Genomic DNA, 19,423 nt, shown 5'->3' on the forward strand with positions numbered 1-19,423 from the left:
GCCCGACAGACGGAGGTCGACAATGCGTTGGCTCATCGTTCTGATCATCGTGTTGGCGCTCGTCGCGGCGGTCTGGCGGTGGCGCCGTTCCCGGCGGCGGGCGGTACTCGACGACGGCCAGGTCCGTGACCTCCAGGCGTCAACCGAAGCGCGCCGGCGACTGGACGATCACCGCAACCCGACCGACGGCAGTGCGGGCAGCGGCGCGGGTGGGGTCGGCGCCTGGGGCGCCTAGGGACAGCTCTTCGGCGATCGCCCGTCACCTTCGTCGATGGCGGGCGGGTAGCGTCCGGCCGCATGGAGGTCTTCCTGCTCTGGCACGTCCGTCACGCCCGGTGGTTCGACGGGCGGGCGACAACGCACCGGGACGGGGCCGGTGAGCTGGTCTGGGACGAGGAGGACGGTGACGACCTCAAGCTCCTGGGGGTGTACTCGTCCGAGGCCCGGGCGGCGGACCGGATCCAACGCGCCAGGAACCTGCCGGGCTTCCGCGACGAGCCGGACTGCTTCGCTGTCAACGGCTACACCGTCGACCAGGACCAGTGGAACGACGGCTTCGTGTCCATCCCCCGCGACCAGACCGACTAGACCCGCCGCAGTGCCGCCGCCAGGTCGGCGGCGTTCTCGTACGCGGACGCCGCCCTTTCGGTTTCCTCCTCGCTCAGCACGACGCGCTTGACGCGGTCCAGCAGGTCGGCGGCGGTCTCCGGGTCGTCCAGCATCAAGGCCAGTTCCGCGCGGTAGACGAGGACCTCTACCTGCGTGACCGGGTCGTCGTCGGGTTGCGGGCGGGCCAGTGCGCTGTCGAGGATCCGGACGGCCTGCCGGACGTCACCCCGGGAGTCGGCCTGCACCACAGCGTTCGCCAGCGCCTTGGCCAGACGCCCCGCCGGCGTGGTCGCGGGCAGCGGCTCAGTGGTGGCCTTCCGGACGACGCGGATCCAGTTGCCGCCCGGGTCGATGACGCTGAACCCGCTCAGCCCGTCCTGGTTCTTCCGCGCCCTGGGTCGCGTCATCCGCGGAGTTCCGGTGACGAGCACCTTGCCGTACGCGGCGCGCATGCCGGCGGCGAACGCCCGGTGCAGTCCCTCAAGGTCGGAGGTGAGCACCAGGCAGGAGCCGTAGGACTGAGCCGGGTCGAACCCGGCCATCTCAAAGAAGTGCAGATGCAGGTCCTCGCGCTGCAACGCCGCGTACGGGTTGGGCTTGCGCTGCTGGTAGGTCGTGCGAAAACCGAGGACCTCGTAGAAGGCGACGATGTCGTCGATGGACGCGCACGGCAGCAGGGGAACGGTCACCTCGTTGGCCATGCCTCCTTCCTAGGTGCCCCGGCCGGCTCGTCGCACATGGAAACAGCCGGTTGTCTCCTCCGGCCAACCGATCGGTCGACGGGCCATAACAACACTGGCGTCGGCTTAGTGAGGGAGATCGAGTCGGGTCCATGAGGAACCATCCCGTGTGATCGCGATGTGGTCCGCGCCCAGCGCCGACGTGTCGTCCCGCCCGTAGAGCCAGGCGAAACCCGGGGCGGCCCCGACCGCGCCAGCGAGCTGGTCGTACTCGCGTGCCGTGGTGAAATGCCGCCCCCGTCCCGGCTGACCAGCAGGGATGAGGTGAGGCCCGCCGTACTTGATCCGTCACCGCTCACCAACAGCCGGTCGGGCGAGGACCGACGACGGCCGCGTAGATCTCGTCGTACAGCTCCTCGTCAACGTCCAGTTGGCGTTCCGCGTTCAAGTAGTAGGCCGACCGGGCGAAGCACTCGTTGAACACGGTGACCATCTGCTCGACGCTCTGAAACTCCACCTCCGGCGGCGCGAACTCCGGCATGATCGTGACCACGGCCGGCTCGCTGGTGTCCGACCAGGCCGCCACGTAGAGGTCGGAGCTGCCGTTCTGTAGCAGCGGCACCCAATTCCCTGCGAGAAGTGGACTGCCCTCGTCGTGACAGTCAGCCCTGATCCCGGTGACGTCTTGCAGCTCAACGGGCCAGAAGCCGGGGATCGCCCAGGAATCACCGATCGTCTGTCCCGGTGCGTACTCAACGCCGTCACACCACAGAAACCACTCGAGCACGGCGCGCGGAGCGGTCGCGCCGAGCACCGCTTCGATCTCAGGTCGACTCCTGCCTGGCTTCAGAACTGGCGCGACCGGAGCGCCGAGGCGGACAAGCGACTCCCGCCACTGTGCCAGCTGATCCGTGAGCGTCACCGGAGCATGGTGGCATAACGGACCCCGCCGGCGTTCACCTCCATCGGCCTGTCGCTGTTCGGCGATACGGCTCCTGCGGAGACCGTGGCGGATGACCGAGACTGTAGCGATGTCTGAAGATGCCGGGGGTGCGCCGCGTACGCAGGTAGCAATCACCGCTCTGCTCATCGTCGCCGGAGTGCTCATCCTCTTCGTCCCCGCCAGTGACGAGGGCAGAGTCCTCGTGCCCCTCAGCGAAGGTCACGGACTATCCGCCGTAGACGGGGTCGGCGCAGCACTGCTGGCGTTGGGCGGCACCTGGCTGGAAGTGCTCGTGGTACGGCGCCTGCCCTACCTCGCCCTGCCCCCACGAGCCTTGTTCGCACTCGGCCTGCTGGCCGGCCTCGGCATGGGGCTCCTGATCGCCTCGGTCTTTTCGGGATTCTTCTGGTGGTGGGCTATCGGCGCCACGACACTTGGCGTTGCCGTCCTCGTCCTCGTGCCCCTCACGGCGCGCCGTTGAGGTCGCTGACCGAACGTCCGCTTCTGCGAGCAGCGCGCCGAGGTGTCGCAGATCAGTTGGCGGACATGTGCTGCGCATCAGTCGACGGAGGACAGCGGGTTGCGCCAGACAGATCCGTTCCGCACAGGCTTTACGTTTGGTCTAGATTCCGTGGTCGGCCTTGCGGGTCCGTCTGTGCTTCCAGGCGTAGATGAAGGCTGCCAGGCCGATTACGGCGAGTGCACCGGCGATGGCTGCGTGGACGGCGAGTCTGTGTTCGGCTGCGGTGATGTCGGCGGCTTGCTTTTCCAGCATCTCGGGGGTGGGGTCCTGGTAGGGCATCGAGATCCCGGACAGATCCAGGAACGGTAGGCACGGCAGCAGGCACGAGGCGATGAGCAGGAGAACCCCGGCGGTCAGCGCTAGGCGGGCACGCGACATCGCGACAGGCTCTCACGGGGGTCGTCTTCTGCGTTGACCGCCTCATGCCGTGGTCACCTTGCGGGGCCGGCTGGCTTTGAGGTTGCGGACGGGCTGGTCGGTGGTGCGTCGGACGGTGCGGGTGCCGTCGTCGCAGGCAATCAGGAGGTGGATGACGCACATCGGGCGGCCATCAGCGGGATTCCGGGCCCAACGAGGGCCAGACCGGACAGCAGGATCCCTGGGCGAAAAGCAGAACGCCGACCGGCGTTTCCGCTGGTCGGCGCTCCTGTAGCCCGGCGAAAGGCTATGTGGCCAGGGGCGGGGTCGAACCGCCGACCTTCCGATTTTCAGTCGGACGCTCGTACCAACTGAGCTACCTGGCCGGGTTGCTCGGCTCATGCTACCGCACGGGCCGATACGCAGAACGCCGCGCAGGATGGGCGCGGCGTCAGCGCTTGCGGTCCTGACGGGACTTGAACCCGCGACCTCCGCCTTGACAGGGCGGCGAGCACTCCAACTGCTCCACAGGACCTGGCTGGTGTTGCATCCGGCTGAACCGGACCGTGCCCCCAACGGGATTCGAACCCGTGCTACCGCCTTGAAAGGGCGGCGTCCTGGGCCGCTAGACGATGAGGGCGGCCCCGCCATCATTGCACACTCGCAACTTCAAGCGGACTTGCTCCCATCCGGCCCCGCCGGAGGCATGAGAAGCATATGTCATGCCCGGTCGGTCGGCCAAACCGGTATGACCCCCGGCGCACCCGTGGGCATAACCGCAGCTCAGAGCCGATGTCAGGGGAGCTTGGAGATCCGGAACCGCCGGTTGAGGTCGGGGATCAGCTGCCGGCACGCGGCGATGGTCTGGCTCCGGTCGCCACCCCCGTCGTGCATGAGCACGATCGAGCCGGGGCGGGCCGCCGTCGACACCCGTTTGATGATCGTCTTGGCGGTCGGGTGGTCCCAGTCCTGGGGGTCGACGCTCCAGTGCAGTGGCTGCATGCCCAGCTGGCGGGCCACGGTCAGCTCCTCGGCGGTCCACCGGCCACCGGGCTGCCGGAACCAGCCGATCTTGGCGTGTGGCGCGGCGGCCCGGATGGCCTGATTGGTGCGGAGCAGGTCGGCGCGGATCTCGGCGACCGGACGCCGGCCGAGGTTGAGGTCGTGCCGCCAGCTGTGGTTGCAGAGCTGGTGCCCCTCCCGGACGATCCGCGCCACGAGCTGCGGGTGGCGCTGGGCCTGCCGGCCGATCACGCAGAAGGTCGCGGTGATGTGGGCGGCCCGCAATTGGTCGAGCACCTGCGGCGTCCAGCGCGGGTCCGGCCCGTCGTCGAAGGTGAGCGCGACCGCCCGGTCGCCGCTGTGCCGGTGCAGCCCGGCGGGGAGCTTTTTCGGCAGCGGGCGGAGGGCCGGCTTGGGGCGGGTGGTGCGGCTGGGCTTCGGGGTGGGGCTGGCGCTGGGTGCCGGGGTGGCCGAGGCCGCTGGCGGCGCGCCGGCCTGGGGCGGCGTCCTGCCGGGCTCACCGCAGCCGGTCAGCAACAGGACCAGGCCGAGGGCGAGCGCCAGCGCGGCGCGTGGACGCATCGTCGCTCCCGAGAGGGGGTCGGGGTACGCGGACTTTCCGACCGTAGCGGACGAAGCGCCGAAAGGGCAGACCCGGGTCAGCCGGCCGCGGACTGGTCGAGCGAGTCCCGTACGGCGGTCGCGAGCGAGATCGCCTCGGTGAGGTCCACCGGCCGGACCACCCCGCCGGGCAACGTGTCGTCCCGCCAGCCCGGCCCGGCGGCGAGCACCAGCAGCGGCCGGCGTGGGGCGGCAAGCAGCGCGGTGAGCTGGTGGGGGTCGGCGGTGGCCCGGGTGTGCGACCAGAGCACCACGGCGGCCGGCCCGGTCCGGCTGACCGCCTCCAGCAGGGCCGGTACGGGCACCCGCGCGCCGAGCATGCGGTAGCCCACCCCGACCTCGGCGAGTGCGGCGGCGAGCGCTTCCAGCGGCAGGGTGTGCTGCTCCTCGTCGGCGCAGGCGAGCAGGATCCGGGCCGGTACGGCGACCGGGTGGGCCCGGGCGGCCGCGGCGAGCGACTCGGAGACGCACCGGGACATCAGGTGTTCCACCTCGATCAGGCCGGCGGTGGCGGCGTGCCGCTCGCCGATCCCGGCGAGCACCGGCCGGATCAGGCCGTCCCAGGTGCCCACCACGCCGCTGGTGGCCAGGGACCGCCCGAGCGTGCCGGTGATGGCCGCCGAGTCCAGGCGCATGGCGGCCCGGGCCAGGCCGCGGGCGACCGGCCCGGCCCGGCCGACCGGGATGGTCGTGCCACCTCCGTCCCGGAGGCCGGGGCGGAGCGCGGCGAGGTCGGCGGGCGTGCCGGGGGGCGCCTGCCGGGCCCAGCGGGCCGCCTCCGCCGGGGCCACCCCCTCGGCGGTGAGCCGCCGCATCACCTCCAGACGTGCCAGATCCACCGGCGTGTAGCGCCGGTGGTGGCCCGGTACGTGTTCGCTGGGGCCCAGGCCGTACCGCTGGTGCCAGGTGCGCAGCGTGGTGACCGCCACACCGAGCCGGCGCGCCACCGACCCCGCGCTCAGCGCCTCATCGGCCACCCGGCCGCTCCGGTGCCTCGTCGGCCGGTACGCCGGCCCGGGCGGGGTGGGGCGACCCGGGAGCGGCGGTCCGGCTCAGCAGCCGGTTCACCACCCCGCCGAGCCACGGCGCGTAGGCCCGGGGGTCGGTGTCGAGCTTGCCGGCCAGCTCGTTCGGGTCGACCCAGCGCAGCTCGGCGACCTCGTCGGGGTCGGGCCGGCTGGGCAGGCCGGCGGGCACGTCGGCGCGGAGCACGTGGTCGTACTCGAACTCGACGCGGCCGGTCGCCGGGTCCTCGGCGTAGTAGACGTAGACGCCGATCTCGGTGAGGTCGACCGGCTCGATGCCGAGCTCCTCGGCCAGCCGCCGGTTGGCGGCGTCCGCCACCGACTGGCCGGGCAGCGGGTGACCGCAGCAGGAGTTGGCCCAGCGCAGCGGGAACCGGGTCTTGGCGGCGGCCCGTCGCTGGAGCAGGACACGCCCCGCCGGGTCGACCAGCAGCACCGAGAACGCGCGGTGCAGCCGGCCCGGCGGTTGGTGGGCGGTGGCCACGGTCGCCTCGCCGAGCACCCGGCCGCCGTCGTCGACCAGCTCGACCAGGTGCCCTTCCCGCGCGGTCACCGTGCCAACCTCTCGTTTGCGACTGCGGGGCTCCGCTCCGCTGCACTCCTCGCGCTCACCGGTCACCGCCGGTGACCCGGGACGCGGCGAGCTTGCCGCTGATCAGGACCATCGGCACGCCCACGCCCGGCTGGGTGCCGGAGCCGACGAAGACCACGTTGTCCAGCGTCCGGTGCAGGTTGGGCGGGCGGAACGGTCCGGTCTGGAAGAGGCTGTGCGCGGCGGCGAACGGGGTACCGGCGGCCATGCCCTGCTCGGCCCACTCCGCCGGGGTGACCGCGCGCAGCACCTCGACGCCCGCCCCGAAGCCCACGTAGCCGCGTTCCTCCAGCGTGTCGATGAGCTGGTCGGTGTAGCGGCGGGTCAGGTCGCCGCGCCAGTCGAAGGGCGCCCGGTCGAGGTTCGGCACCGGGGCGAGCACGTAGTAGGTGTGCCGCCCGGCCGGGGCGACCGACGGGTCAGTTCGGCTCGGGTTCGTGACCAGCAGCGATGGGTCAGTCATCAGCTCGCCTCGCCGGATCACCTCGTCGAACGTGCCCTTCCAGGCACGGCCGAAGTGGATGTTGTGGTGGGCGATCTTGCCATAGCCCTGGGTCGAGCCGACGTGCAGCACCACGCAGGACGGCGAGTAGGTGAGTTTGCGCTGCCGGGCGGGGGGCAGCAGGTCCCGGTAGGCGACCGGCAGGTCGGGGTTGAGCACCACGACGTCCGCCGGGATCAGCTCGCCGTCGGCGGTCACCACGCCGGTGGCCCGACCGTGCGCGGTCTCCACCCGGGTCACCGTGGTGCCGTACCGGATCTGCACGCCGTGCTTCTCGGCCGCGCCGGCCATCGCGCGGGAGACCGCGTGGATGCCGCCGCGCGGGAAGCACACCCCGGCCACCGAGTCGAGGTACGCGATGACCGCGTAGATGGCCAGCGCGTCGTGCGGCGCGAGGCCGGCGTACATCGCCTGGAAGGAAAAGATCCGCTGGGTACGCGGGTCGCGGAAGAACTGGTTGATCTTCGTCTGGAGCCGGCGGAACGCCCCGTTGGCCAGCAGCCGCAGCAGGTTGCCGGTGAGCAGGTCGGTGGGGGCGTCCAGGTTGCGCTCGATGAAGTCGGCCCGTTCCCAGCGCCACAGGTCGCGGGCGTAGTCGACGAAACGCAGGTAGCCGTCGGCCTCGCGGGGGCCGCAGACCCGGGAGATCTCGGCGGCCATCCGGGTGGTGTCGGTGATCACGTCGAGCGTCGACCCGTCCGGGTAGTACGCCCGGTAGGCCGGGTCGAGCGGGGTGAGGTCGAGCCAGTCGGTCAGCTCCTCGCCGACCGCGCCGAGCGCCTCGGCGATCAGGTCGGGCATGGTGAGCACGGTCGGGCCGGTGTCGAACTCGTACCCGTCGACGCTGAGCCGGCCGGCGCGCCCGCCCGGCACCGGCTCCCGTTCCAGGACGGTCACCTGCCGGCCGCTGCCAGCCAGGTGCAGCGCACAGGCCAGCCCGCCCAGGCCGGCACCGACGATCACCACCCGGTCCGTCCGTCCGTTCACGGCGCGCACGTGACCACCTCCATCCCAAAGTTGACCATCATGCCCACCGTGCGGTGGCGGCGGTGGCGAGGGCCGTCAACGCGCTCCGCGCGGTCCCGTCGATCGCCGGGGTGTCCAGCGCGGCCAGCCCGTCGGCCACCCGGTCGGAGATCATCCGCTCGACCCGGGCCACCGCGCCCGTCTCGCGGACCAGGTCGGCCAGCAGGCTCACCTCGCGGGCCCCGGTGACCGAGCCGGCCCGCTCGAGTGCCCGGCGCTGGGCCGGGCCGGCGAGCTGCCGGGCCAGCATGAGCAGCACCGTCGGCTTGCCGGTACGCAGGTCGTCGCCGGCCGGCTTGCCGGTGGTGACCGGGTCGCCGTACACCCCGAGCAGGTCGTCGCGGAGCTGGAACGCCTCGCCGACGGCCAGCCCGTAGCGGGTGTACGCGGCGATCAGCGGCGAGTCGGCGTCGGCCCCGGCCAGGTGCGCGCCGAAGAGCAGTGGCCGCTGGACGGTGTAGCTCGCCGTCTTGTAGCGAGCCACCCGCAGCGCCCGGTCGACCGTCCAGCCCGCCGCGTCGTGCTCGCCCAGCACGTCGAGGAACTGCCCGGCCACGGTCTCCACCCGCATCTGGTCGTAGCAGCGCCGGACGTCGAGCAGCCGCGTCGGGGGCACGGTGGCGTGCGCCATCAGCCGGTCGGCCCAGACCACGCAGAGGTCGCCGATGAGCACGGCGACCGCCTCGCCGTACCGCTCGGGGTCGCCGGTGTGTCCGGCGGCCCGGTGCCGGGCGGCGGCGGCCCGGTGCGCGGTGGGCAGCCCGCGCCGGGTGTCGGAGGCGTCCATCACGTCGTCGTGGACCAGCGCGAAGGTGTGCAGGAGTTCGAGCGCGGCGAGCGCCGGCAACACCGAGGGCAGCCGCTCGTCGCCGCCGACCACGGCGCGCCAGCCCCAGTAGGCGAAGGTCGGCCGGATCCGCTTGCCGCCGGCCAGCACGCAGTCGCGGGCCGCCGCGGCGAAGCCTCCCATCGCCGCGTCGATCTCGGTGAGCGAGTCGACCTCGTTGGCGAGAAAGGCCGCCAGGACCTCGTCGATCCCGGTGACCAGGTCCTGGGTGAGCGCGGATAGCACGCCGCGGACCGGATCTCCTGTCGCTCCCGGTTGTGCCGGTGCGACGCGGAGGGTGTCTCCCGCAACTGCGTCGTTGGCCATGCGGTGGAGCGTACCCTAGGGTTACGAGTTGCGTCGATTGCTGCGTCGAATTTGAGGAGGGCCCGGTGGACACCGATCTCGCCGCCGCCTACGAACGCTGCCGTGAGCTGCACCGACGGCACGGCCGCACCTACTATCTCGCCACCCGGTTGCTGCCCGCTTGGAAACGCCGGCATGTGCACGCCCTGTACGGCTTCACCCGTTACGCGGACGAGATCGTGGACCGGACCGAGGACCTGCCGCCCGCCGAGCGCGCCGCGAAGCTGGGCGACTGGTCCGCGCGCTTCCTCGCCGGCCTGCACGGGGAGCCGGTCGACGACCCGCTCCTGCCCGCGGTGCTGCACACCATCGCCGTCTTCGACCTGGACCGCGCCGACTTCGCGTCGTTTCTGCGCAGCATGGCGATGGACCTCACCGTCCTGTCGTACCCGACCTACGACGACCTGCTCGACTACATGGAGGGCTCGGCCGCCGTCATCGGCACCATGATGCTGCCGATCCTGGGCAGCTCCGACCCGGTGGCCGCCCGCGAACCGGCCCGCCAGCTCGGCTTCGCGTTCCAGCTCACCAACTTCATCCGGGACGTCGCCGAGGACCTGGACCGGGGCCGCACCTACCTGCCCGACGAGGACCTGGCCCGGTTCGACCTCACCCGGGAGGACCTGCTCGCCGCCCGGGCCGCCGGCCGCACCACCCCGGCGATCCGCGACCTGATCCGGTACGAGACGGCCCGCGCCCAGGCCCACTACCTGGCCGCCGCGCCGGGCATCCCGCTGCTCGCGCCTGCCTCGCAGGCCTGCATGCGCACCGCGTACGCGCTCTACGGCGGGATCCTCGACGCGGTGGCCGCCCAGGGCTACGACGTCTTCGCGCGCCGGGCCCGGGTGCCCGGCCGGAAGCGGGCGGCGGTGGCCGCGCGGTCGCTGCTCACCCGGGCGGGCGCCCCGGTGCTGCTCCCCGGCCCGGCACCTCGACCGGCGGCGGTGCCGGTGCCCTGACCGCGGGCCCTGCCGGCTCTTGCCGGCTCTTGCCGGCCCTGCCGGTCCTGCCGGTCCGCCGGTCGCGGCGCCGGACGGCGGGTCAGGGTGCCCGGCGCGCCCGGCCGTGGCGGTTCAGGGGTCAGAGGCAGGAGTGCAGGGCGTCGATCAGGTCGTCGACCCGGTCGTGGCTGGCCAGCCGGGCCGTCGCGTACGCGAAGAGGTAGCCGCGGTCGGGGTCGGCCCAGGCGCTGCTGCCCCCGAGCCCGGCCATCCCCCAGCTCCCGTCCGGCTCCCGCTGCATGCCCAACGTCCAGCACACCTGCCGGTCCAGCACCAGGTCCGGGCCGTCGTACTGCACCCGGGTCGCCTCGCCGACCAGTTCCGGGCTGAACAACCGCACCCCGTCCAGGGTGCCGCCGGCCAGCAGGCCCGCGTAGAGGCGGGTCAGGGCCGCCGGGGTGGCGTGCAGGTTCACCGCCGGCATCTCGGCGGCACGCCAGAGCGGGCTGTTCAGCACCGCCAGGTCCAGGCCGCCGGCCGGATTGCCCATCGCCCGGGCCCGCAGCGACCCCGGCTCACCGAGGGACCGCACCGGCCAGTCCGGATCGGCGTACGACAGGTCGGCGCAGCGCGCCTGGTCCGCCGCGCCCAGCCCGAAGGCCAGGTCGAGGCGCCACGGGCCGGCGATCTCCTCGGCCAGGAACCGCCCCAGCGGCCGCCCGTCCACCCGCCGGACGACCTCGCCCACCAGGTGCCCGTACGTCCAGGCGTGCTCGCCCGCGACGGTGCCCGGCGTCCACTCCGGTTCGGCGGCGGCCAGGTCGGCGCAGAGCAACCCCCAGTCGGCGACCGCACCGGCGGGCCGGGGCACCGGAAAGGCCGGCAGCCCGGCGGTGTGGTCGAGCACCTGCCGCACGGTGGCCGGGGCGTGGAACTCCGGCCAGTACGCCGACACCGGCGCGTCCAGGTCGACCCGGCCCCGGTCGACCAGCAGGAGCAGGCAGAGCGCGGCCACCGGCTTGCCCACCGAGTAGACGTTGACCAGGGTGTCCGGCCGCCACGGGTCGGCGGCACCCACCACCGGGACGGGCACCCCGGGAGCGACCACCGCCCGGGTCCCGCCGAGCAGGTCGACGACGGGCGCCCCGTCGTACCAGATGCTCAGGGCCGCGCCGGTCTCCCGGCCGGCGCCGAACAGGTCGTGGAAGCAGTCCCGGACCGGGGCGAAGCGTGCGTGCACCCGGCCACGGTAGCCGTCGGGCGGGTGACCGGGGTGGGAATTCCGGCCCGCTGCGATGGCCGGACGCCCGCCGGTGGGTGATGCTGGCGGGATGGCGGAACCGGAACTGGTGGACGTGGTCGTGGTCGGGCTCGGCGTCGGTGGCGAGGAGGTGGCCGGGCGGCTCGCCGAAGCCGGCCTCACCGTCGTCGGCGTCGAACGGGACCTGGTCGGCGGGGAGTGCCCGTACTGGGGCTGCATCCCCAGCAAGATGATGATCCGGGCGGCGAACGCGCTGGCCGAGGCGCACCGGGTCAACGAGCTGGCCGGCACGGCCGAGGTGCGGCCCGACTGGGCGCCGGTGGCGAAGCGGATCCGCGAGGAGGCCACCGACACCTGGGACGACAGGGCGGCGGTGGACCGTTTCGTCGGCAAGGGCGGCCGGTTCGTGCGGGGCAGCGGCCGGCTCGACGGCCCGAACCGGGTACGCGTCGGCGACCAGGTTTTCGAAGCCCGGTACGGGATCGTGCTCGGCACCGGCACCCGCCCCTCGGTGCCGCCCATCGACGGGCTCGCGGACACCCCGTACTGGACCAACCACCAGGCGATCGAGGTCGAGGAGCTGCCCGGGTCGCTGCTGGTGCTGGGCGGCGGCGCGATCGGGCTGGAACTGGCCCAGGTCTTCGCCCGGTTCGGTGTCCGGGTGACGGTCGTCGAGGCGGCCGACCGGGTGCTCGCGGTGGAGGAGCCGGAGGCGTCGGAGGTCGCGGCGGCGGCGCTGCGCGCCGACGGGGTGACCATCGAGACCGGGGTCAAGGCCGAGCGGGTCAGCCACGACGGCTCCGGCTTCGCCGTGCACGCGGGCGAGCGCCGGTTCACCGCCGACCGGCTGCTCGTGGTGACCGGCCGCCGGGCGCACCTGGACGAGCTGGGCCTGGACACCGTCGGTGTCGACGCCGGGCAGCGCTACCTGCCGGTGGACCACCGGATGCACGTCACGGACGGGATCTGGGCGGTCGGCGACCTCACCGGCGAGGGTGCCTTCACGCACATCGCCATGTACCAGGCGGCCATCGTGGTGGCGGACGTCCTCGACCACATGCGACGGACCAGGGGCGGCCCGGACGCCAGCGGCACCGCGAGCGTGATGGGCGGCGCGGCCGGGGTGGTCAGCGCCGTCGGCGGGGCGATGAGCGCCGGCAGCTCGGGCGGGGCGCCGGGCAGCGTGCCGGTCGCCGACTACCGGGCGCTGCCCCGGGTCACCTTCACCGATCCCGAGGTGGGGGCGGTCGGCCTCACCGAGCGGCAGGCCCGCGAGCGCGGCATCAACGTGCAGGTCGGCTACACCGATCTCACCGCGTCGACCCGGGGCTGGATCCACAAGGCCGGCAACGCCGGCTTCATCAAGCTGGTCGCCGACGCCGACCAGGGCGTGCTGATCGGCGCCACCTCGGTCGGCCCGGCCGGGGGCGAGGTGCTCTCCGCGCTGGTGGTGGCGGTGCACGCGGCCGTGCCGGTCAGCCAGCTCCGGCACATGATCTACGCGTACCCGACCTTCCACCGGGCGATCGAGGAAGCCCTGCGGTCGCTGAAGTAGCGTCAGTCGGCGGCTGCGCCGTGCCGGCCCGCGCCCGCGGTGAACCGCGCCGCGCCCTGGACCGCGTCGGTGATCAGTGACTCCGTGCCGAAGGCGAGTTCGGTGGCCATCGCCTCGGGTTCGGGCAGGCCGGCACCCGCCAGCAGCGCCGCCCGGTCGTTGCGCAGGCAGGTCTGCGGGAACCGGGCGATCTCGGCGGCGAGCCGCTCGGCCGCCGCCCGGGCCTCACCCGGCGCGACCAGCCGGTTCACCAGACCCATCGCGTACGCCTCGTCGGCCGGGACGGCGCGGCCGGTGAGGATCAGGTCCATCGCCCGGCTCTCCCCGATCAGCCGGGGCAGCCGCACCGTCCCGCCGTCGATCAGCGGTACGCCCCACCGCCGGCAGAACACCCCGAGGGTGGCGTCGGATTCGGCGACCCGCAGGTCGCACCAGAGCGCGAGCTCGAGACCGCCGGCCACGGCGTACCCGGAAATCGCGGCGATGACCGGCTTCGACAGCCGCATCCGGGTGGGGCCCATGGGGCCGTCGCCCTCCGGCTCGACGCGGTTGCCGCGCGGCGTACCGATGGCTTTGAGGTCGGCGCCCGCGCAGAACGTGCCGCCCGCGCCCCAGAGCACGGCGACCGCCGCCCCAGGGTCGGCCTCGAAGGCGCGGAAGGCGTCCGCCAGGGCCCGGGCGGTCGGGCCGTCGACGGCGTTGCGGGCCTCCGGCCGGTCCAGGATCACCGTGGTCACCGGCCCGGCGTGCGCGACGCGTACCCCCATCGGATCAGCATGCCCCCGACGGTGGCCGGCGCGCCAGCCGGCGTCGGGTCCAGGTCGTCATGCCTCTCGTGGCGCGCGTCGTCGCGGGCCCGGCGGGGGTGGGTCATGGGTCGGCGGCCGCTACGGACTTGATGGCGTGGGTGGATCGCTCAGCCGCGGGTGGGTGGTTGGGTGAGGAAGGTGCGCCAGGCGGTGGGGGTGAAGGTGAGGGCCGGGCCGGTCGGGTCCTTGGAGTCGCGGACCGCGACCAGGCCGGGCAGGTTGTCGGCGACCTCGACACAGTTGCCGCCGTTGCCGCTGCTGCGGCTGCTCTTGCGCCACCGGGCGCCCGTCAGTTCCATGTCTCCGCCACTTCCATGATGAGATCGACCGACTGCCAGTGGGAGAGCGCCTCGCCGCGCACGTTCTCCCAGGCGGCCATTATCGCCGCGAGGTCATCGACATCGCTAACCACTTGTCCCTGGACCTGGTTGTCGAGGTAGCCGGCGAGCCGGTGGTCCGGGCACTGCGCGATCACGAACGGCCCGTTCAGCCCGGCATAGGCGCCCACCGAGGACGGCACGACGGGTGGCGGCGGAACGGCGGTCCGAGGTGAGCCGGCCCGCCCGCCCCCACCTGCCGATGCGACCGCTGTGGCTCTGCCGGGCCTGTGCCGCGCCGTGGCCCTGCCAGCCGGCGCGGCTCGCGCTGCTGGTGGAGTACCGCGCGGATCGGAGCGCCCTGCTGATCTACCTGAGCACCCTGATGGCCGAGGCCGGTACGCAGCTGTCGCACCTCAACGGGTCGGCGATCGCCGACGACCTGACCGAACGGTTCCTGGCCTGGGCGCGAGCCCGCTGACACCGGCTCCCGGGCGGAAACCGTGCCGCGCGCTCAACCCTCGCCGAGGTCGAGGCGGACCAACGGCAGCCGGGCGTCGACGTCGGCGGGCAGCGGCCCGGTGTCGCGCAGTTCCGGGATGTCGAGGGTACGGCCGAGGGCGGCCGCCGCCCGCCGGTGGCGTCGCCGGTAGATCTCCAGCCGCTGCCGGGTCTCCTCGCCGGTCAGCACGGTGGCTCGGGCCGGGACGCCCCGCTGAGGGCCGGTCCAGACCCGGACGTGCGGATCGGCCCGCAGGTTACGGAACCACTGCGAGTCCTGGCCGTGCCCGGAGGCGATGAAGAGGCAGCCCGGCTCCCGGTCGGCCACCTCCAGCACCACGTAGCGGGGCAGGCCGGAGCGGCGCCCCCGGTGCTCCAGCATCAGCAGCCGGCGGCCGAGCAGTCGGCCGAGGCCGTGGCGGTAGAGGGGGATCGGAGCGCGGGCGAGCCAGCGCGGGATGCGGCGGGCCATGCACCCGACGCTACCGCCCCGGCCCGGATCGCCTCGTCCCGCCTGCCGGCCCTGGCCCTGGCTTCAGCCCCGGCCCTGGCTTCGGCCCCGGCCCTGGCTTCGGCCCCGGCTCTGGCCCCGGCTTCGACCCCGGCCCTGGCTCGGGTCGGGCTGGCTCGGCTCCGAGGACGTTGCCGCGATCGGTGGCCGGCGGGGCGGAACCACCCGATGGCGTGAATCGTCGGTGCCGCCCGGTTTGGGAGTCCTCCTGCCGGGAAGTCGGACCAGGTGCGCGAACTACTGACGAAACTCGAACAGACCACGGCGCTGGACCGGGTCGGTGACCGGTTGCAGCGCGCCGTCCAGGGCACCCTGCGCTCCCAGCGGATCCGGGACCTGCTGCACGGGGTCTGGCTCGGTCACCCGCTGCACCCGGCGATGGTGCAGGTACCGGTCGGCGCATGGATCTCGGCGGCGATCGTCGACCTGATGCCCGGTCAGCGTCGGGCCGCCACCGCCCTGGTCGCGGTCGGTACGGTCAGCGCCGTGCCGGCGGCCGTGGCGGGGCTCAACGACTGGGCCTCGCTCTCCCGTGACCAGCGCCGGATCGGCCTGGTGCACGCCGCCGCCAACACCATCGGCCTGACCCTCTACGCGAGTTCGCTGGCCGCCCGGCTCAACGGCCGGCACGGGATGGGCAAGGCGCTGGCCTACCTGGGGCTGTCGGCGGCGAGCGCCGGGGCGTACCTGGGTGGGCACCTCGCGTACAAGCAGGGCGCGCAGGTCAGCCAGAGCATCTCCGAGCTGCACCTGATCAGCGACGGCTGGCACCCGGTGGGCGACCTGAGCAGCCTGCCGCAGCGGCAGTTGGTCACCCGGGAGATCGACGACGTGTCGGTGATCCTGTACCGGCACGGCGACGACGTCACCGTGATGCTGGAGCGCTGCCCGCACCAGAGCGGCCCGCTCGGCGAGGGCGAGGTGCAGGAGATCGACGGCCACGCCTGCGTGGTGTGTCCGTGGCACGGCAGCGCGTTCCGGCTCAACGGCGGTGAGGTGGTGCACGGGCCGTCCGGCAACGACCAGGTCGTCCTGCCCACCCGCGTGGTCAACGGCCGCCTCGAGGCCCGCCTCCCCTGACCTAACACCCCTGGCCGTGCTCCGCCACGGCTCACTCCTCGCGGTGGGCCGTGCGCCGTCACCCCAGGCGGCGCGCCGTGCGCACTCACCCGTCGCGGTGCGCCGCGCGCCGTTACCGCTCAACCGTCACTGTGTGCCGTCACCGCTCACTCGCCGGCGCGTGCCGTCACCGCTCACTCGCCGGCGCGTGCCGTCACCGCTCACTCGCCGCCGCGCGCCGACCACCGCCGACCCGCTCCCTGTCGATCGCTCCCCATCGCACCCTCGTCCACCTCGCGCCTGTCAACCGGTGCAGATCTTGGTAAAAAACGGCCCCTATAGGGGCCGAAATCTTCCAAGATCTCCAAACCCCCGGAGAGCAAACCCCCGGAGAGCAAACCCCCGGAGGGCAAGCTCCCGCAGGGCAAGCTCCCGCAGGGCAAGCGCCCAAGGGGCAGGCGTTCGGAGGGCAGGCGTTCGGAGGGGCAGGCGTTCGGAGGGGCAAGCTTCCGGAGGGCAGGCTCCCGGAGGGGCAGGCTCCCGGAGGGGCAAGCGTCCGGAGGGGGCAAGCGTCCGGAGGGGCAAGCTCCCGGGAGGGCAAGCTCCCGGGAGAGCCGCAGGTCAGTCTTTGCGGTGGCGGCCGGTGACCAGGTCGCGGGTCGCGGTGCGGGGCGCCGGGCGGCGGCGCAGTCCGAGCATCGCGCCGATCTGGGCGCCGACGATGCTCGCCACCGCCAGCACCGCCGAGATGGCCAGTGGCCGGTTCATGCCGTCGTCGACGGTCGCCCGGGAAGCGCCCGCCGCCATCGCCGGTGGCGGCCCGGCCGGCACCGCCACCGCTGATCCGGGCGTCGCGGTCGGGGCCGCAGTCGGGTCGGCCGGGTCGGGCCGGGTCACCCCGGGACGGGTCGGCGCGGGCCTGGCGGCGCTGCTGCCGGCCGGGTCCGGCGCGGTGGTGGTACCGGCGCCGCCGCCGACGGAGGTCGTTCCCGACCCGCCGCCCGGGGCCGTCGTGGTGCCGGGCGTGGTGGCCGATCCGCCCGGGGTCCGGGTCGAGTTGCCCGGCGTCGTGGCGGACCCGTCGGGGGTACGCGTCGTGCCGCCCGACTTCCCGCCCGTGCCGCCCGGCTTCCCGCCCGTGTCGCCCGGCTTCCCGCCCGTGCCGCCGGGCGTGACGCTTCCATCCGGCGTGCCGGCCGGCGGGCGGGACGGGTCGACCACCAGCCGGCCGGTGGCGTGCCGGCGTACCCCGCCGTCGACCGCCCGCTCCGGCAGCTTCAGCAACTGTCCGGGGTGGATCCGGTCCGGGTCGGCGATCCGGTTGAGCCGGGCCACCTCCCGGTAGCGCTCGAAGTCGTCCAGGTAGCGATCGGCCACGCCGCCCAGGTAGTCGCCCTTGGCCACCCGGTACACCGCCGGCTCGGTGGTCACCGAGGCGGCCCGTACCGGCTCGGCGGCGGGACCGGCCGGCGGGGCGACCATCGCGGGGGCGGCGGCGACCGGTTGCGGGGCGACCACCGCGGGGGCGGCGGCGACCGGCTGCGGGGCGGCCAGGGTGGCGGCGCTCGCCGCGACCGGCGACGCCGCGAGGATCAGCGCCACCGAGCCGACCAGGGCGGCCGCCGCCCGCTGCTGCCGCCCCATCCCCGGCAGCCGGGGCGCGGGCCGGCGCAGCGCCGCCGCGAGCAGTTCCACCAGTACGGAGAACGTGAACGTCGCCCAGCCGAACCAGCCGACCACCGCCAACGCCCGCAGGAAGAGCCCGCCGTCGTCGCGGGTGGTCAACGCCGTACCCAGCTCGGCCAGGGTGGGCAGGTGGTCGGGGAGCGGGTTGCCGGCGAAGGCGAGCAGCGCCACCGGCCCGCCGACCACCACGGCGCAGAGTACGACGAGGGCGCCGAGCCCGGTGAGGACCTGCCCGGCCCGCCGGGCGGCGGAGCGTTGCGGTGCGGACATGGCTGCCTTCCCTTCCTTACGGGGCGCCGGTGAGCGCCCGTGCGGTCGCCTCACCGGTGACGGTGGCGGTCTTCCTGATTCCGAAGAGCCCGAGCAGGTCGCGGCGGTAGGTGATGCGGACCCGTACCCGGATCCGTTTCTCGCCGTCGACCACCGGGAAGCTGACGTTGTGCCCGCGGACCCCGCCGGCGGCGGCCAGGTAGTCCTTGACCGCGCCCCGGGCGGCCACCTCGTCGATCTCGGTCGGACCGCCCTCGATGGCCCGTCTCCGGTCGATCATCTGCCCGCCGCTGCGGGCCGCCTCGGCGGCCAGGTTGTCCGCCCGTTGCAGGGTGCGCAGCTGACCCGCGCCGTCGTACGCCAGGCTGATGATCGCCAGCACGCCGGTCAGCGCCACGGCGAGGAAGAGGCTGACCCGGCCGCTCTCCCGCGCCCGCCGCCCGGTCACCGCCGGCTCCGGTAGGTGTCCAGCGGCGAGGTGAAGGTCGCCGAGACGGTCTTCGTGCCCGGCACGCCGGGCAGCCCCGGGGACTGGAGGTCGCGGAAGGACACCCGACAGGTCACCGTGACCGTGACGGTCGCCGGCACCCCGGCCGGGCTGCCGTACGCGGCGGCGAAGCTGCTGGTGGAGCCGCCGACCGAGCCGCGGAAGCGCAGCGCGGGCGCCGTGGTGCAGCCCACCCCGGCCCAGTCGAGCTGGTGGCGGGCCGCGGTGGCGGCGGCGGCGCGGCCGGTGCGGGCGTCCCGGGCGATCGAGGCGGCCCGCGCGGCGTCGTGCGCCGCGGACTCCACCGCCTGGTCGGCGACCGCGGTCCGCCCGGCCACCCCGGCCAGCACCATCAGCCCGATGAAGGCGGGGGCCAGCACCGCCACCTCGATGGAGACGGAGCCCCGCTCCCGGCGCGCTGCCATCGGCCTCACCCCGCCGTCCACCGTTCGACCGGGCCGTGCGCGGACTGCCGGACCGGGAAGGAGACGCCCGGGATCACCGACAGGGAACGGCCGGTGACCGTGCAGGTGACGTCGGTGGCGGTGGTGGTGCAGGCCGGGCCGGGCGACTGCCAGCCGACCAGCCAGTCACCGGCGGCGGAGAGGAAGCCCGCGGCCCGTTGCCGGCCGGCGTCCGGCGGCGCCTCGACCACCCGCTGCGCGTTGACCCCGGTCTGCGCCGCGTTCAACGCGGTGGACCGGGCGACGAACCAGACGGCGACCTGGATCGAGCCGAAGAGCAGCACCAGGATCAGCGGCATCACCACCGCCAGCTCGACCGGGTTGGCCCCCCGGTCCGCCCCGCTGCCGGTGAGCCGCCCACTCAGGACGGCGGCGGCCCGCCCCGCCCGGCGCGACAACTCGGCACGTCGCCCAACGCCGGGCAGGCCGGCAGTTCGCTCCGGTCCGGGCGGGACGGAGGCGCGCCCTGGTCCGGGCAGGCCGGCGGTTC

General features: G+C 73.8%; 23 protein-coding genes, 3 tRNA genes and 1 pseudogene. 7 read left to right on the forward strand and 20 right to left on the reverse strand.

The window, feature by feature from the left end; all coding sequences use genetic code 11:
* Positions 1-22 precede the first annotated feature (22 nt).
* A complete protein-coding gene (locus LQ51_RS18280; protein WP_046567356.1) occupies positions 23-235 on the forward strand; it encodes a hypothetical protein in 213 nt (70 codons plus the stop codon).
* A gap of 62 nt (positions 236-297) precedes the next feature.
* Positions 298-588, forward strand: coding sequence for a hypothetical protein (locus LQ51_RS18285; protein ID WP_046567357.1), 291 nt, complete (start codon positions 298-300; stop codon positions 586-588).
* Here LQ51_RS18285 and LQ51_RS18290 read toward each other — a convergent pair.
* Together LQ51_RS18290 and LQ51_RS32815 are read right to left on the reverse strand one after the other, a co-directional pair.
* Positions 585-1,310 carry a VOC family protein gene (locus LQ51_RS18290; protein ID WP_046567358.1) on the reverse strand — a complete coding sequence of 242 codons (726 nt, stop codon included), beginning with the start codon at positions 1,308-1,310 and terminating at the stop codon, positions 585-587. The genes LQ51_RS18285 and LQ51_RS18290 overlap by 4 nt on opposite strands.
* A gap of 334 nt (positions 1,311-1,644) precedes the next feature.
* The gene (locus LQ51_RS32815; protein WP_156313136.1) at positions 1,645-2,211 is read right to left on the reverse strand and encodes an SMI1/KNR4 family protein; all 567 of its coding nucleotides are present in this window, start codon (positions 2,209-2,211) and stop codon (positions 1,645-1,647) included.
* A 109-nt stretch (positions 2,212-2,320) separates the two neighbouring features.
* Between LQ51_RS32815 and LQ51_RS18300 the strand changes: the two genes are divergently transcribed.
* A complete protein-coding gene (locus LQ51_RS18300; protein ID WP_156313137.1) occupies positions 2,321-2,713 on the forward strand; it encodes a hypothetical protein in 393 nt (130 codons plus the stop codon).
* A gap of 141 nt (positions 2,714-2,854) precedes the next feature.
* On the opposite strand, the gene LQ51_RS18305 is transcribed toward LQ51_RS18300, so the two are convergent.
* From LQ51_RS18305 to LQ51_RS18345, 9 genes are all read right to left on the reverse strand, one after another.
* Positions 2,855-3,133: a hypothetical protein gene (locus LQ51_RS18305; protein ID WP_046567364.1), complete on the reverse strand. Its 279-nt coding sequence runs from the start codon at positions 3,131-3,133 to the stop codon at positions 2,855-2,857.
* Between the two features lie 291 nt (positions 3,134-3,424).
* A tRNA-Phe gene (locus tag LQ51_RS18310) sits at positions 3,425-3,498 on the reverse strand.
* 75 nt (positions 3,499-3,573) lie between these two features.
* A tRNA-Asp gene (locus LQ51_RS18315) sits at positions 3,574-3,647 on the reverse strand.
* Positions 3,648-3,679: 32 nt separating this feature from the next.
* Positions 3,680-3,752, reverse strand: a tRNA-Glu gene (locus tag LQ51_RS18320).
* Positions 3,753-3,907: 155 nt separating this feature from the next.
* Complete coding sequence (locus LQ51_RS18325) at positions 3,908-4,696, reverse strand: polysaccharide deacetylase family protein (protein WP_046567365.1); 789 nt, start codon at positions 4,694-4,696, stop codon at positions 3,908-3,910.
* Between the two features lie 77 nt (positions 4,697-4,773).
* Positions 4,774-5,712 carry a MerR family transcriptional regulator gene (locus LQ51_RS18330; protein WP_046567366.1) on the reverse strand — a complete coding sequence of 313 codons (939 nt, stop codon included), beginning with the start codon at positions 5,710-5,712 and terminating at the stop codon, positions 4,774-4,776.
* A complete protein-coding gene (idi, locus tag LQ51_RS18335) occupies positions 5,702-6,313 on the reverse strand; it encodes an isopentenyl-diphosphate Delta-isomerase (protein WP_046567367.1) in 612 nt (203 codons plus the stop codon). The genes LQ51_RS18330 and idi overlap by 11 nt, the downstream gene beginning before the upstream one ends.
* A 55-nt stretch (positions 6,314-6,368) precedes the next feature.
* Entirely contained in the window at positions 6,369-7,850 is a 1,482-nt protein-coding gene (crtI, locus tag LQ51_RS18340; protein ID WP_046567368.1) for a phytoene desaturase family protein, read from the reverse strand.
* A gap of 28 nt (positions 7,851-7,878) precedes the next feature.
* The gene (locus LQ51_RS18345) at positions 7,879-9,033 is read right to left on the reverse strand and encodes a polyprenyl synthetase family protein (protein WP_046567370.1); all 1,155 of its coding nucleotides are present in this window, start codon (positions 9,031-9,033) and stop codon (positions 7,879-7,881) included.
* 65 nt (positions 9,034-9,098) lie between these two features.
* Between LQ51_RS18345 and LQ51_RS18350 the strand changes: the two genes are divergently transcribed.
* Positions 9,099-10,031, forward strand: coding sequence for a phytoene/squalene synthase family protein (locus LQ51_RS18350; RefSeq protein ID WP_046567371.1), 933 nt, complete (start codon positions 9,099-9,101; stop codon positions 10,029-10,031).
* A gap of 121 nt (positions 10,032-10,152) precedes the next feature.
* On the opposite strand, the gene LQ51_RS18355 is transcribed toward LQ51_RS18350, so the two are convergent.
* On the reverse strand, positions 10,153-11,253 hold the full coding sequence (locus tag LQ51_RS18355; protein ID WP_046567374.1) for a serine hydrolase domain-containing protein: 1,101 nt from the start codon (positions 11,251-11,253) through the stop codon (positions 10,153-10,155).
* Between the two features lie 91 nt (positions 11,254-11,344).
* On the opposite strand from LQ51_RS18355, the gene LQ51_RS18360 reads away from it, so the two are divergent.
* The gene (locus LQ51_RS18360) at positions 11,345-12,829 is read left to right on the forward strand and encodes a dihydrolipoyl dehydrogenase family protein (RefSeq protein WP_046567376.1); all 1,485 of its coding nucleotides are present in this window, start codon (positions 11,345-11,347) and stop codon (positions 12,827-12,829) included.
* Positions 12,830-12,831: 2 nt separating this feature from the next.
* Here the strand turns inward: LQ51_RS18360 and LQ51_RS18365 are convergent, their stop codons facing one another.
* From LQ51_RS18365 to LQ51_RS18375, 3 genes and pseudogenes are all read right to left on the reverse strand, one after another.
* Positions 12,832-13,596, reverse strand: a complete 765-nt coding sequence (locus tag LQ51_RS18365; RefSeq protein WP_046567379.1) for a crotonase/enoyl-CoA hydratase family protein — start codon at positions 13,594-13,596, stop codon at positions 12,832-12,834.
* A 149-nt stretch (positions 13,597-13,745) separates the two neighbouring features.
* Complete coding sequence (locus tag LQ51_RS18370; protein ID WP_046567380.1) at positions 13,746-13,937, reverse strand: DUF397 domain-containing protein; 192 nt, start codon at positions 13,935-13,937, stop codon at positions 13,746-13,748.
* Positions 13,928-14,256, reverse strand: a pseudogene (locus LQ51_RS18375) (Scr1 family TA system antitoxin-like transcriptional regulator); the annotation flags it as partial. The gene LQ51_RS18370 and the pseudogene LQ51_RS18375, both read right to left, overlap by 10 nt.
* On the opposite strand from LQ51_RS18375, the gene LQ51_RS18380 reads away from it, so the two are divergent.
* Complete coding sequence (locus LQ51_RS18380; protein ID WP_052744951.1) at positions 14,164-14,436, forward strand: hypothetical protein; 273 nt, start codon at positions 14,164-14,166, stop codon at positions 14,434-14,436. The pseudogene LQ51_RS18375 and the gene LQ51_RS18380 sit on opposite strands and share 93 nt — an antisense overlap.
* A 33-nt stretch (positions 14,437-14,469) precedes the next feature.
* On the opposite strand, the gene LQ51_RS18385 is transcribed toward LQ51_RS18380, so the two are convergent.
* Complete coding sequence (locus LQ51_RS18385; protein WP_046567381.1) at positions 14,470-14,928, reverse strand: nitroreductase family deazaflavin-dependent oxidoreductase; 459 nt, start codon at positions 14,926-14,928, stop codon at positions 14,470-14,472.
* 267 nt (positions 14,929-15,195) lie between these two features.
* Between LQ51_RS18385 and LQ51_RS18390 the strand changes: the two genes are divergently transcribed.
* The gene (locus LQ51_RS18390; protein ID WP_046567383.1) at positions 15,196-16,047 is read left to right on the forward strand and encodes a Rieske (2Fe-2S) protein; all 852 of its coding nucleotides are present in this window, start codon (positions 15,196-15,198) and stop codon (positions 16,045-16,047) included.
* Between the two features lie 600 nt (positions 16,048-16,647).
* Here the strand turns inward: LQ51_RS18390 and LQ51_RS18395 are convergent.
* From LQ51_RS18395 to LQ51_RS18410, 4 genes are read right to left on the reverse strand one after another with little or no spacing between them, the layout of a single operon-like run.
* Positions 16,648-17,982: a LysM peptidoglycan-binding domain-containing protein gene (locus LQ51_RS18395; protein WP_046567384.1), complete on the reverse strand. Its 1,335-nt coding sequence runs from the start codon at positions 17,980-17,982 to the stop codon at positions 16,648-16,650.
* A gap of 16 nt (positions 17,983-17,998) precedes the next feature.
* Positions 17,999-18,430, reverse strand: coding sequence for a hypothetical protein (locus tag LQ51_RS18400; protein WP_046567386.1), 432 nt, complete (start codon positions 18,428-18,430; stop codon positions 17,999-18,001).
* The gene (locus LQ51_RS18405; protein WP_046567404.1) at positions 18,427-18,894 is read right to left on the reverse strand and encodes a TadE/TadG family type IV pilus assembly protein; all 468 of its coding nucleotides are present in this window, start codon (positions 18,892-18,894) and stop codon (positions 18,427-18,429) included. Before LQ51_RS18405 ends, LQ51_RS18400 begins: the two co-directional genes overlap by 4 nt.
* Positions 18,895-18,899: 5 nt before the next feature.
* Positions 18,900-19,331 carry a TadE family protein gene (locus tag LQ51_RS18410; protein WP_046567388.1) on the reverse strand — a complete coding sequence of 144 codons (432 nt, stop codon included), beginning with the start codon at positions 19,329-19,331 and terminating at the stop codon, positions 18,900-18,902.
* Positions 19,332-19,423: the final 92 nt, after the last annotated feature.

The organism is Micromonospora sp. HK10, assembly GCF_000982955.1.
Lineage (GTDB): Bacteria > Actinomycetota > Actinomycetes > Mycobacteriales > Micromonosporaceae > Micromonospora.

Excerpts from the sequence above, each read along its gene's own strand:
- LQ51_RS18280 (WP_046567356.1), top strand. The coding sequence starts at position 23 with ATGCGTTGGCTCATCGTTCTGATCATCGTGTTGGCGCTCGTCGCGGCG.
- LQ51_RS18285 (WP_046567357.1), top strand. The coding sequence starts at position 298 with ATGGAGGTCTTCCTGCTCTGGCACGTCCGTCACGCCCGGTGGTTCGAC.
- LQ51_RS18290 (WP_046567358.1), bottom strand. The coding sequence starts at position 1,310 with ATGGCCAACGAGGTGACCGTTCCCCTGCTGCCGTGCGCGTCCATCGAC.
- LQ51_RS18300 (WP_156313137.1), top strand. The coding sequence starts at position 2,321 with ATGTCTGAAGATGCCGGGGGTGCGCCGCGTACGCAGGTAGCAATCACC.
- LQ51_RS18305 (WP_046567364.1), bottom strand. The coding sequence starts at position 3,133 with ATGTCGCGTGCCCGCCTAGCGCTGACCGCCGGGGTTCTCCTGCTCATC.
- LQ51_RS18325 (WP_046567365.1), bottom strand. The coding sequence starts at position 4,696 with ATGCGTCCACGCGCCGCGCTGGCGCTCGCCCTCGGCCTGGTCCTGTTG.
- LQ51_RS18345 (WP_046567370.1), bottom strand. The coding sequence starts at position 9,033 with ATGGCCAACGACGCAGTTGCGGGAGACACCCTCCGCGTCGCACCGGCA.
- LQ51_RS18360 (WP_046567376.1), top strand. The coding sequence starts at position 11,345 with ATGGCGGAACCGGAACTGGTGGACGTGGTCGTGGTCGGGCTCGGCGTC.
- LQ51_RS18365 (WP_046567379.1), bottom strand. The coding sequence starts at position 13,596 with ATGGGGGTACGCGTCGCGCACGCCGGGCCGGTGACCACGGTGATCCTG.
- LQ51_RS18370 (WP_046567380.1), bottom strand. The coding sequence starts at position 13,937 with ATGGAACTGACGGGCGCCCGGTGGCGCAAGAGCAGCCGCAGCAGCGGC.
- LQ51_RS18385 (WP_046567381.1), bottom strand. The coding sequence starts at position 14,928 with ATGGCCCGCCGCATCCCGCGCTGGCTCGCCCGCGCTCCGATCCCCCTC.
- LQ51_RS18395 (WP_046567384.1), bottom strand. The coding sequence starts at position 17,982 with ATGTCCGCACCGCAACGCTCCGCCGCCCGGCGGGCCGGGCAGGTCCTC.
- LQ51_RS18405 (WP_046567404.1), bottom strand. The coding sequence starts at position 18,894 with ATGGCAGCGCGCCGGGAGCGGGGCTCCGTCTCCATCGAGGTGGCGGTG.